An 11,760-nucleotide genomic window follows, 5' to 3' on the forward strand; every position below is an offset into this window, starting at 1 on the left:
GTCGCGGCCGGGGTGCCGGCCCGCCCGGACGCGACGGGCGGCAGCCCGCTCGTCGAGTCGACCTGGGCCGCCGAGCTCGAGGCCCGGACGGGCTGCCGGGTGCATCGGGCGCGGCTCGCCGACGACCTGACGCTGCGCCGGGGCGACGTGCTCGACGCCGACCTGGCCGCCGACGCCTGGGCGGCGCTGGACGCGGCCGACGGTCCGACGGAGGTGCCCGTCCTGCTGCTGCACGGCCGGGCGGACCTGCTCAGCCCGGTCGAGCGGGTGGTCGGGCTCGCCCGCCGGCTGCCCCGGGCCCGCCTCGTCACGGTGGCGGGCGGTCGGCACGACGTACTCAATGATGTGCACCACCGCAGCGTGGCCGCGCAGGTCGTGTCGTTCCTGGAACGCCTACGCCTGAGCGCGGACCTGCCGCAGGTCATCCACGTCGAGGAGGGGAGCGGCTGGTGAGTCACTCCGCGTCGGCGTAGCCGATCGCGAAGGCCTCCTCCAGGTCGTGGCGGGAGAAGGCCCGCAGGCCGATGTGGCTCTCCGTGTTGAGCACGCCGGGGGTCTTGGAGATCGAGCCGGCCACCACGTCGGCGATGTCGTCGAAGTCGCGCACCCGCACGATCACGATCAGGTCGATGTTGCCGGCGACCGAGTAGACCTCGCTCACGCCCGGGATGTTGGCCAGCGCCTCCGCCACCTCGGGGATCGAGTCGGTGGCACAGTCGACGAGCACGATGGCGGTGATCACAGGAAGCTCCTCCGGGTCGACGGTGGTCCTGCCTCGACCCTAACGGGCGGCCGGCACCGTGTCGGCGGAGGAGCCGTAGCGGATCGCGTCGACCAGGTGCTCGTCGGGGCCGACGTACCCGCCCGGCCAGACGACCGCCCGGGTGACCCGGCCGAGCACCCGGGCGCGGGCGCCGACGACGGCGCGGTCCAGCTCGCCGCGCACCTGCGCGTCGACCGCCACGAGGCTGCCGCCGCCAGCGGCGTGCAGGTTCGCCGCCAGGTAGTCGGCGGGGGTGCCGGTGTCCAGGTACGTGCCCGTGAACTCGATCAGCTCCAGCCGGCCGGCGGCCTCGGCCGGCCGCCACACCGATCCGACCAGCTCGCCCGGCCCGTCCGGCAGCGCCGCCACGTCGGACGGCGCCAGCAGGCTCGCCCCGGCGAAGCGGTGCCCGCCGAACCGGAACGGGTCCGTGGGCCCCGTCGGGATGCCCAGCAGCCGCAGCGTCTCGCCGGACCAGCCGTCGAGCAGCGGCGCGAGCTCCGCGCTCCCGTCCGGCGCCGCGAGGTACGCGTCGGCGTTGATCACGAGTACGGCCCGGCCGGCCGTCCAGTCGCGGAGGTTGGCCACCCCGCCGCCGGTGCCCAGCGGCGACCCCGGCTCCACCGACAGGTGCGCGCGGTTGCCCACGTGCGCGACGACCTGACCGCCCAGGTAGCAGGCGTTCACCGCGACCATGGCCGGCCCGGCGAGGCCGACGGCCGCCAGGCGGGCCAGCGCGAGGTCGAGCAGCGGCACGTTGCCGACCGGGCAGAGCGCCTTGGGCACCTCGGCGGTGAGCGGGCGCAACCGGGTGCCCTCGCCCGCCGCGAGGACGACCGCGCAGACGCCGGCCGTCACAGGCGCGGCTCCGGCAGCTCGCCGTCGTCCCCGGCGTCGCCGGTCGCCGGGACGCGGATCTCCTCATAGTCGGCGAGCGGGCCGATGCCGTAGTAGCCGAGCAGGCGCGCGCTGGCCCGGGTGAGCGGGGGCAACTGGTCCAGCCGGTGCCAGGCGGCCTCCAGCACCTCGGCGCCGTCGACCGAGACGGGCGTGCTGCTCGCCGGGACGCGTCCCTCGAAGACCATGTCGATCCACCGGCCGTTGGCCGTGTGGACGAGCGCGTTGGGCACGGCCGGGCGCAGATCGTCGCGGTCGATGACGATGCCGGTCTCCTCGGCCAGCTCCCGGGCGGCCGCCTCGATGGGCCGCTCGCCGCGCTCCATCAGGCCGGCCGGCAGCGACCACCCGACGCCGGGCGGCTGGCGCAGCAGCAGGAGCCGGCCCGGCTCCGGAGCCTCCGAGTCCTTGACGATAACCACGGAGCCCACGATGAACTTCGCCGAGAACAGGCGCACCAGGCGCACCCGCAGCCGGGCGGGCATGGAGTAGAAGGCCCGGTAGAAGGCGGCACGAAGCCAGCGAGGGGAGGTGGTCATGTCCGACAGGCTACGGGGCGGCGGGTCGCGGCGCTGGCGGGGTGGGGGAATGCACTAGGGCGTCACGGTGTACTCGTCGACGGTCTTGATCAAGCGGAGGACCACGTCGTCGGCCGGGATGGTCTTGTCCGCGACCGCGATGAACAGCGACTCCACGTCCGGCAGGCCCAGCCCGTTGGCGACCTTGATCAACGGCGCGTCGTCGGCGAGGCCGCGCTCGCGGTGGTGCAGGGCCAGCGCGACCGCGGCGCGGCCGACCCGGACCCGGACGCCGACCGGCAGCGGGCCGCCGTCCTCGCCGTCGCCCCCGTGCTCCTCCAGGTAGCGGGTGATCTGCAGTTGGGCGTTCGGGGTGCGGACGAAGGTCAGCCATTCGCGGGACGGCCCGATCGGGCTGCCGTCGGGCAGGGTCTGCCCCGGTGCGGCCGTGTGGATCTCGACCCGGTCGCCGTCGTCGAGCAGCGAGGACAGGGGAGCGAGCTGGCCGTTCACGCTGGCCGCCACGCAGCGGGAACCGACCGCCTCGCCCAGGGCGTACGCGACGTCGACCGGGGTGGCGCCGGCGGGCAGCAGGAGTCGCTGCTGGCCGGCGAAGACGTGCACCTGCGCCTCGGTAAGGTCGCAGCGCAGCGAGTCGAGGAACTGGGCGGGGTTGACCGCGTCGGCCTGCCACTCGACCACCCGGTGGAGCCAGGCCAGGTGCTCGGCGCGGGTGGCGTCGGTGCGGGCCTTGCGTTGAGCGCGGCCCGACGCCCCGCCGCCGCCCGCGTCGCGGACCGGGAACCGGTACGACGCGGCGATGCCGTACTCCGCGTTGCGGTGCATCGTCTCGGTGCGCAGCAGCACCTCGACCTGCTGGTGGTTGGGGCCGACCACCGTGGTGTGCAGGGAGCGGTAGAGGTTGTTCTTGGGGGAGGCGATGAAGTCCTTGAACCGGCCGGGCACCGGGCGCCATCGCCCGTGGATCTCGCCGAGCGCGGTGTAGCACTCCGTCTCGGGGCCGTCCACCAGCACCACGATGCGCGGGAGGTCGTGCGGCTCGGCGTAGCCTCCGGCCGACGTGTCCTTCCAGATCGAGAAGAGGTGCCGGGGGCGGGCCATCACCCGGGCGGGGATCTTCGCCGTCTTGATCGTGGTCTCCGCCTGGGCCACGAAGCTCTGCAGATACGCCATCCACTGTGGGCGGTGCGAGACCCACGCCACGTACTTCGCGTGGGTCTCGGGCTCCAGCGCCCACAGGACCGTGTCCTCCAGCTCGCGCTTGAGCGCCTGGATGCCCAGCCGGTCGCAGAGGGGGACGAGCACCTCCTGGGTGGCCCGGGCGATGCGGGCGCGCGACGACGTGGACCGCGCGTCCAGCGTGCGCATGTTGTGCAGCCGGTCGGCGAGCTTCACGACCAGGACCCGCACGTCCTGACCGGCGGTGATGAGCATCTTTCGGATCGTCTCGGCCTCGGCCGAGGCGCCGTAGAAGGCCTTGTCGAACTTCGTCACGCCGTCGACGAGCAGCGCCACCTCGCGGCCGAAGTCGTTGCGCAGCTGCGGCATGGTGTAGCTGGTGTCCTCGACCGTGTCGTGCAGCAGGGCGGCCACCAGCGTCGTGGTGTCCATGCCCAGCTCCGCGAGGATCTTGGCGACCGCGAGCGGGTGGGTGATGTAGGGCTCGCCGCTCTTGCGCATCTGCCCGCGGTGCATCTTCTCCGCTACCGTGTACGCCTTGCGGATCGACGTCACCTCGGCGCCGGAATGGATCGCGCGGTGCGTGCGGATGAGGGCCCCGACGGGTTCCGCGGGCGCCGTGGCGCTCCACGGGAACATCGCCCGGACACGGTGACTCATCAGCTGAGGGCTTCGGCCGAAGTCGAAGTCCACGACGCACCTCCCGCCGGCTACGTGTCGGGGTGTCGGGTGTCTCCCACCTTATCCGTCGCGGCCTCGTCCGATCGGCCGCTCATCATGGCCTGTCAGACAGTCCTTCGTGGCCGGTGGTATCCGGTCACCCGACAGAAGGACCGAGAAACGGCTCGTCAACGCCCGTCGAGCGGGTCGGCCGCCGACCGGGCCGCCTCCGCCTTGGCGAGCAGGTCGCCGAACCGGGCCGCCGCCCCGACCGGGAACGCCCACCCGTCACTCGCCTCCACCAGGCGCACGTCCGGCCGCTCCAGCCAGGCCAGCACCCGTTCGGACTCCTCGGCACTCGCGCACGGGGTCGGGCCGGCGCCGCCGATGACCGTCTCGGCGGTCGCCATCATCGCCTCCAGCGTCCGGCGCGGGTGGGTGCCGGGCGCGGCGGCCCCGGCCGCGACCAGCCGGCCGTGCCGGACCACCGCGATCTCCCAGCCGCCCATCGGGCCCGGCCGGGCGGCGGCCAGCTCGGCGATCGTGGTGAACGCCGTCAGGCGCTGCATCCGCATGGTGGCCCGCAACAGGGCCGCCATCCGGGTGCGGATCTGGGCGGCCTCCTCGTAGCGGGTCGCCTCGGCGAGCGTGGCGATGCGGGCGAGCAGCGACTCGACGACCGGACCCGGGTCGCCGGCCACGGCGGCGACGAACGGACCCGCCGCTCTCAGCGCGTACTCCTGGGGGGTGATTCTGTGTTCGCAGGGTGCGGGGCAGCGCCCCAGCTCAGCCAGCGCGCACGCCGGCGTCGTCGTGCGCACGGACAGGGCGAGGGTGCACTGGCGTAGCGGCAACGCCTCGTGGATGGCGGCGGCCGTCGCCTCCGCGGTCCGCCGCGAGCCGAACGGGCCCAGGTAGGTCGCGCCGTCCGGGCGCAGCGTGCTCACGATGGACAGTCGGGGGTAGGCCTCCGCGGTCAGCTTCAGCCAGCAGACCCGTTCGGGGTACTTGGAACGACGGTTGTACGGCGGCTTGTGCGCGGCGATCAGGCGCAGCTCGCGCACCTCCGCCTCCAGCGAGTGCGCGCAGGTCACCGCCTCGACCCGCTCGGCGATGTGGATCATCTCCGACATCCGTTTGCGGGTCTCGGCGGCGGTGAAGTAGCTGCGCACCCGCGTGGAGATGGACGAGGACGTGCCGACGTAGAGGGGGCGGTTGTCCCGGTCGCGGAAGATGTAGACGCCCGGGGCGTCCGGCAGGCCGTCGGCCAGGTGTTTCTTGCGCCGCTGTGCCGGCGAGACCGCCTTGACGAACTCGGCCGTCTCCTCCAGCGTGAACACCTTGTGGCTGCCCAGCCGGCCGATGAGGAAGTGCAGCAGCTCGGTCGTCGCGCGGGCGTCGTCCAGCGCGCGGTGGGTGGGCTGGGTGGCGGTGCGCAGGTATGCCGCGAGAGTGCTGAGCTTGTGGTTGGGCACCTCGTCGCGGGTGAGCAGGCGGCGCGCGAGCATCGCGGTGTCGAGCACCCTCGGCGCCGGCCACGGGTAGCCGTAGGTGTTGCAGGCCGCCTTGAGGAACCCGGTGTCGAACGGCGCGTTGTGCGCCACCAGCACCGCGCCCTGCAGGAACTCCAGCAGCCCGGGCAGCACCTCGCCGGTCCTCGGCGCGGGCAGGACCATCGCCTCGGTGATCCCGGTCAGCACCGTGATGTACGGCGGGATGGGGGCGTTCGGGTTGACCAGGGTGTGGAACTCGCCGAGCTGCTCGCCGCCGCGCACCTTCACGGCGCCGATCTCGGTGATGCCGTCGCCGTCCGGCGTGCCGCCCGTCGTCTCCAGGTCGAGCACCACGAACGTCACGTCGCGCAACGGCGTCCCGGCGTCGGTGAGCGCGAGCTGTTGATAGGCGGCGGGCACGGCTGGACACGGTAGGCGAGGGGTACGACAACGCGCGCCAGCGCGTTGCCTGCAGGGGTACGACAACGCGCGCCACGGCCCGCGCCGCCGACCAGGTAAGCGGCCAGCTCGCCGCCCTCCAACGATAGGGCGGGCCGCATCGGTGCCGTCGCGGTGACCCGGCCATCGCGACGGCACCCCCGCTCAGCCCCCGACGAGGATGTAGGTGCGGTAGTTCTTGTAGGTGATGTTGCACGAGAAGCTGCTCCACGGACCCCAGGAGTTCGCGTAGCCCACCGATTGGCGCGGGCCTTCGACGCCGTAGGAAGCGCCGAGGTACTGGCACTGCCCGTACGCGTAGTAGCGCGTCAGCGCGTTCCAGGACTTGCACCGGACCTGGAAGTACGTGTTCGCCAGGTCGCTCAGGGTCTGGCAGGTCGGCGCGGCCGAGGCGGGGCTCGCTACCGCGAAGACGGAGCCGGCGGCCAGGGCGAGCACCACGGCTGCCTTCGCAATCTTGTTCCGCATGCTGATCCTTCCTGTACGGGTAGAGGTGGATCGATTGTGTTGGCCGCGCCTTTCTCCGGACGCACGATCGGAAACCCGTACCGCACCCGTACCCGCACCGACCACACGGGTGCCGCCGACCATGGACAGTCAGCGGATGTCGCGCCCGCGTCCTTAGATGATCTTGAGGGCAAGGGGCACTCATAGATGCCGATTGCCCCCAAGATCCATGGCGCCGGGCTGGCGCCGCCGTCAGGCGAGGTACTGCGCGTAGGCGGCGGTGGTGAAGAAGTCGGGGAGGGTGCCGGTCAGGGCGGTGCGGCGCAGGATCGCCTCCGCGTCGTCCCAGCGGTGCGTGGCCGCGTCCGCCTCCGCGTGCAGGGCCGTGAGCTCCTCGTTGAGCAGCTTGTCCACCAGTTCCTTGTCGACCACGCGGCCGTCGGCGAGCGTGGCCCCGCTGCGGATCCACTGCCAGAGTTGGCAGCGGGAGATCTCGGCCGTCGCCGCGTCCTCCATGAGGCCGGAGATGGCCGCCGCGCCGGTGCCGCGTAGCCACGCGTCGAAGTACCGCAGGGCGACGGACACGTTGGCCCGCACCCCGGCCTCAGTGACGGAGCCGCCGGCGCTGGCCACGTCGAGCAGGTCCGCGACGTCGACCGACACGTCGGCGCGGTGGCGGTGCAGCTGGTTGGGGCGGGTGCCGAGCACCGCGTCGAACGCCGCGAGGCACGTGTCCACCAGCCCGGGGTGGGCCACCCAGGAGCCGTCGAACCCGTCGGCGGCCTCGCGGCGCTTGTCGTCGGCCACCTTCGCCAGGGCGACGGCGTTCGCGGACGCGTCCCGGCTCGGGATGAACGCCGCCATGCCGCCGATGGCGTAGGCGCCCCGCCGGTGGCAGGTGCTCACCAGCAGCTCCGTGTAGGCCCGCATGAAAGGCACCGTCATGCTGACGGAGCCGCGGTCGGGCAGGGCGAACCACGGCCGGCCGCCGAACGTCTTGATCATGCTGAACAGGTAGTCCCAGCGGCCCGCGTTGAGCCCGGCGCAGTGCTCGCGCAGCTCGTACAGGATCTCCTCCATCTCCACGGCGGCGGTGATGGTCTCGATGAGGACCGTGGCCCGGATCGTCCCGCGCGGGATCCCGAGCAGCTCCTGGGCCAGGATGAACACGTCGTTCCACAGCCGCGCCTCGAGGTGGCTCTCCAGCTTCGGCAGGTAGAAGTACGGCCCGCTGCCCCGGTCGAGCTGGCGCCGCGCGCAGTGGAACAGGTACAGGCCCGCGTCGACCAGGGCCGCGGCGACCGGCCGGCCGTCGACGAGGAGGTGCTTCTCCACCAGGTGCCAGCCGCGCGGCCGGACCACGATCGTGGCCGGGTCGGGGCCGACGGCGTAGCGCTTGCCGCCCGCCTCGAAATCGAGGACACCGTCGATGGCGTCGCGCAGGTTGCGCTGGCCCGAGACCACGTTGTCCCAGGTCGGCGACGTGGCGTCCTCGAAGTCGGCGAGCCACACGCGGGCGCCGGAGTTCAGCGCGTTGACGGTCATCTTCGCCTCCGGCGGGCCGGTGATCTCCACCCGCCGGTCGACGAGGCCGGGCGCCGCGCCGGCCACCCGCCACGAGTCGTCGGCCCGGATCGCCTCCGTCGACGGGAGAAAGCCCAGAGAAGCATCGCCGCTGGCCAGCCGCGCGCGGCGGCGCTGGCGGTCCATCAGCAGGCCCACCCGGCGGGCGGCGAACGCCGCGTCCAGGGCGCCGATGAACTCCAGCGCCTGCGGGGTCAGGATCGTCGGGTCGCCGTCGGCGGTCGTGATGTGGGAACGCATCAGAACTGCGCCTCCTCGGTCGACCCGCGCAGGGCGGTCGTGTCGCTGGCCGGGTTGACCGCGGTGCTGACCAGGTCGAACCAGCCGGTGCCGACCTCGCGCTGGTGGCGGGTGGCGGTGTACCCGTCGGCCTCGGCGGCGAACTCGCGCTCCTGCAGGTCGACGTACGCCGGCATGCCCGTCGTGGCGTAGTCGCGGGCCAGCGTGAACATCGAGTGGTTGAGGGCGTGGAAGCCGGCCAGGGTGATGAACTGGAACTTGAAGCCCATCGCCCCGAGCTCCTTCTGGAACGACGCGATCGCGGTGTCGTCCAGCTTCGCCTTCCAGTTGAACGACGGCGAGCAGTTGTAGGCGAGCATCTGGTCCGGGTACTCGGATTTGATCGCCTCGGCGAACCGGCGCGCGGCGGCCAGGTCGGGAGTCGAGGTCTCCATCCACAGCAGCTCGGCGTAGGGCGCGTAGGCCAGGCCCCGGGCGATGCACGGCTCGATGCCGTTGCGCACCCGGTAGAAGCCCTCGGCGGTGCGCTCGCCCGTGATGAACGGGCGGTCCCGCTCGTCCACGTCGGTGGTGATGAGCGTGGCGGCCTCGGCGTCGGTGCGGGCCACGATCAGCGACGGCACGTCGGCGAGGTCGGCCGCGAGGCGGGCCGCGGACAGGGTGCGGATGTGCTGGCCGGTCGGGATGAGCACCTTCCCGCCGAGGTGACCGCACTTCTTCTCCGAGGCGAGCTGGTCCTCCCAGTGCACGCCCGCCGCGCCGGCCGCGATCATCGCGGTCATCAGCTCGAACGCGTTGAGCACGCCGCCGAAGCCGGCCTCGGCGTCGGCCACGATCGGCGCGAGCCAATCAAAGGATGCGCCTTCGGAGTGGCTGATCCGGTCGGCGCGCAGCAGCGCGTTGTTGATCCGGCGGACCACCGCCGGGACCGAGTTGGCCGGGTAGAGGCTCTGGTCCGGGTACGTCTGGCCGGCGAGGTTGGCGTCGGCCGCGACCTGCCAGCCGGACAGGTAGATCGCCTTGAGGCCCGCCTTCACCTGCTGGACGGCCTGCCCGCCGGTGAGCGCGCCGAGCGCCGGCACGTAGTCCTCGGTGTGCAGCAGGTCCCACAGCCGCCGGGCGCCGCGCTTCGCGAGGGTGTGCTCCTCGATGACGGTGCCGCGCAGGCGCACGACGTCGGCGGCCGTGTAGTCGCGGCGGATGCCGCGCCACCGGGCGTCGGTGGCCCACTTCGATTCGAGCTGTTCTGCGTTCATGGTCGCCTCCGCATGGGTTACTCGCCAGTAAGAAGACGGTCACATGAACGGAATACGCAGGTCGAGGGGCGGAAGGAGCCAAGTATTGCGAAGTTCGAACCGCTGTTTTGCCAAGGTTGCGAAGCGTACGTTCACAGAATGCAGAAAACAGTCGCGGGAGCCCGGCTGCGGCGGCTGCGCGAGGAGCGGCGGCTCAGCCAGGCCGCCCTCGCCCGCATGCTGGGGATCTCGCCGAGCTACCTCAACCAGATCGAGCACGGCACCCGGCCGCTGACGGTGCCCGTCCTCATGAGCATCTCCGAGACGCTCGGCGTGGAGGCCGGGTTCTTCGCCGGACACGACACCGCCCGGCTCACCGCCGAGGTGCGCGAGGTCGCCGCCGACGACACGCTCCGCCTGGACATCCCGCCCGACGAGGCGGCCGACCTGGCCCGGCACTGGCCGCAGACCGCGCACGCCTTCGTCACCCTGCACCGCCGCTACCGCCAGGTCGTCGAGCAGCTCGCCGCCCTGACGGGCGAGCGCGACCACGAGTCCGCGATGCCCGCGCTCATGCTGCATGAGGAGATCCGGGAGTACCTGCACCAGCGCCACAACTACGTCGGCGCGCTCGACGAGGCGGCCGAGCAGCTCGCCGGCGACCTCGGCATCGTCCCCGGCGACGTGCTGCCGACGCTGACCGCCCGGCTGCTCGACCACGGCATCCGGGTGCGGCGCGACCCCGACCTGGGCCAGGAGCTGCACCGCTACGACCCGGTGGCGCAGGTGCTCCACCTGGCCGGCGACCTGCGACCCGGCCAGGTGGCCTTCCGGATGGCCTCGCACCTCGCGCTCGTCGAGTACGGCGACCTGATCGCCGAGCTGGTGCAGGCCGAGCCGTTCATCACGGCCGACTCGCGGGCCATCGCCCGGATCGGGCTCGCCAACTACTTCGGCGCCGCGTTGATCATGCCGTACTCGGACTTCCTGGCCAGCGCGGACCGCTACCGGTACGACATCGAGCGGCTGGCGCACCACTACGGGGTCAGCTTCGAGACGATCTGTCACCGGCTGTCCACCCTGCAGCGGCCGAAGGCCCGGGGCGTGCCGTTCTCGTTCGTGCGGGTCGACCGGGCCGGCAACATGTCCAAGCGGCAGGGGGCGAGCGGGTTCCACCTGTCGCGAACCGGCGGGACCTGCCCGTTGTGGGTGATCTACGAGGCGTTCGGGGCGCCGAACCGGATCCTCACCCAGATCGCGGCGATGCCCGACGGACGCCGGTACTTCTGGATCGCCCGCACCATCACGCGGGCGCCGGGACGGTGGGGCCAACCCACGAAGACCTTCGCCGTGGCGCTCGGCTGCGACCTGCGCCAGGCGGGGCGGCTGGTCTACTCGACGGGGCTCGACCTGGACGCGGCGGACGCCGCGGTGCCCATCGGGATCGGTTGCAAGGTGTGCGAGCGACCGGCCTGCCCGCAGCGGGCCTTCCCGCAGATCGGCCGGGCCCTGGACATCGACGAGAATCGCAGCACTTTTGCCCCCTACCCGGTGGAGGGGGACGACTGAGGCTCGCGGGGGTGTGGCACACTCGGCGGTTCCCCCGACGAATGGTGACACCCCCTCATGACGATCCAGACCCTTCAGGCTGAGCAGCGCCTGATCGTCCGCCAGCGCATCCGTCTCATGGTCAACCAGTACGAGGTCCACACCGTGGGCCCCGGCGACTCGGAGGGCCCGCTCGTGGCCTTCGCCCAGCAGAAGCGGATGGCCTTCAAGGAGCAGGTCACCCTCTACACCGACGACACCAAGCAGGTGCCGGTGCTGGGCTTCAAGGCCCGCAGCGTGCTCGACCTGGGCGCCACGTACGACGTGACCGACGCCAACGGCAACCCGATCGGCCTGTTCCGTAAGGACTTCGCCAAGTCGCTGCTGCGCTCGACCTGGCACGTCGAGCAGCCCGGCCTGCCGCAGGCCACCGGGCAGGAGCGCAACTTCGCCGTCGCCCTGCTGCGCCGGTTCGCCGACTCGCTGTCCTGGCTGCCGTACCACTTCGACTTCGTCGCCGACGGCCGGCCGATCTTCTCGGTGGACCGCAGGTGGGGCCTGCGCGACCGGTACATGGTGGAGATCCAGGACCCGGCCATCGACCGCCGCCTGGTGATCGCCATGGCCGTCGGCCTGGACGCGCTCCAGGCCCGCTGATCCCACGCCCGCCGGACCACACCGCCCGCCCGACCCGTTGGGGCCGGGTGGCAGGCCAG

The 11,760-nt window shown here is 72.3% G+C and carries 11 protein-coding genes; 3 read left to right on the top strand and 8 right to left on the bottom strand.

What is annotated here, in order from left to right:
- On the top strand, positions 1 to 453 hold a 453-nt coding region (locus tag ABD211_RS11495), incomplete at its 5' end, for an alpha/beta hydrolase (RefSeq protein WP_344129194.1).
- Between the two features lies 1 nt (position 454).
- Here ABD211_RS11495 and ABD211_RS11500 read toward each other — a convergent pair.
- The 8 genes from ABD211_RS11500 to aceA all read right to left on the bottom strand — a co-directional run bounded on the left by ABD211_RS11500 (position 455) and on the right by aceA (position 9,517).
- Positions 455 to 742 (bottom strand): Lrp/AsnC family transcriptional regulator, encoded by a 288-nt coding sequence (locus ABD211_RS11500; RefSeq protein ID WP_344129196.1) that lies wholly within the window; start codon positions 740 to 742, stop codon positions 455 to 457.
- A gap of 39 nt (positions 743 to 781) precedes the next feature.
- A complete protein-coding gene (locus tag ABD211_RS11505) occupies positions 782 to 1,621 on the bottom strand; it encodes a sugar phosphate nucleotidyltransferase (RefSeq protein ID WP_344129198.1) in 840 nt (279 codons plus the stop codon).
- Entirely contained in the window at positions 1,618 to 2,199 is a 582-nt protein-coding gene (locus ABD211_RS11510; RefSeq protein WP_344129200.1) for an NUDIX domain-containing protein, read from the bottom strand. The genes ABD211_RS11505 and ABD211_RS11510 overlap by 4 nt, the downstream gene beginning before the upstream one ends.
- Before the next feature lie 54 nt (positions 2,200 to 2,253).
- Positions 2,254 to 4,038 carry a RelA/SpoT family protein gene (locus tag ABD211_RS11515; RefSeq protein ID WP_344129202.1) on the bottom strand — a complete coding sequence of 595 codons (1,785 nt, stop codon included), beginning with the start codon at positions 4,036 to 4,038 and terminating at the stop codon, positions 2,254 to 2,256.
- Between the two features lie 188 nt (positions 4,039 to 4,226).
- Positions 4,227 to 5,951, bottom strand: a complete 1,725-nt coding sequence (locus ABD211_RS11520; RefSeq protein ID WP_344129204.1) for a DEDD exonuclease domain-containing protein — start codon at positions 5,949 to 5,951, stop codon at positions 4,227 to 4,229.
- 183 nt (positions 5,952 to 6,134) lie between these two features.
- Positions 6,135 to 6,458, bottom strand: coding sequence for a hypothetical protein (locus ABD211_RS11525; RefSeq protein ID WP_344129206.1), 324 nt, complete (start codon positions 6,456 to 6,458; stop codon positions 6,135 to 6,137).
- Between the two features lie 231 nt (positions 6,459 to 6,689).
- Positions 6,690 to 8,261, bottom strand: coding sequence for a malate synthase A (aceB, locus tag ABD211_RS11530; RefSeq protein ID WP_344129208.1), 1,572 nt, complete (start codon positions 8,259 to 8,261; stop codon positions 6,690 to 6,692).
- Positions 8,261 to 9,517: an isocitrate lyase gene (aceA, locus tag ABD211_RS11535; RefSeq protein WP_344129210.1), complete on the bottom strand. Its 1,257-nt coding sequence runs from the start codon at positions 9,515 to 9,517 to the stop codon at positions 8,261 to 8,263. Before aceA ends, aceB begins: the two co-directional genes overlap by 1 nt.
- 138 nt (positions 9,518 to 9,655) lie before the next feature.
- Here aceA and ABD211_RS11540 point away from each other — a divergent pair, with 138 nt between their 5' ends.
- Both ABD211_RS11540 and ABD211_RS11545 read left to right on the top strand, forming a co-directional pair.
- Positions 9,656 to 11,065 carry a short-chain fatty acyl-CoA regulator family protein gene (locus ABD211_RS11540; RefSeq protein ID WP_344129212.1) on the top strand — a complete coding sequence of 470 codons (1,410 nt, stop codon included), beginning with the start codon at positions 9,656 to 9,658 and terminating at the stop codon, positions 11,063 to 11,065.
- A gap of 57 nt (positions 11,066 to 11,122) precedes the next feature.
- Complete coding sequence (locus tag ABD211_RS11545; RefSeq protein ID WP_344129214.1) at positions 11,123 to 11,701, top strand: LURP-one-related family protein; 579 nt, start codon at positions 11,123 to 11,125, stop codon at positions 11,699 to 11,701.
- Positions 11,702 to 11,760 lie beyond the last annotated feature (59 nt).

Source organism: Luedemannella flava (assembly GCF_039528515.1).
Taxonomy (GTDB): Bacteria; Actinomycetota; Actinomycetes; order Mycobacteriales; family Micromonosporaceae; genus Luedemannella; species Luedemannella flava.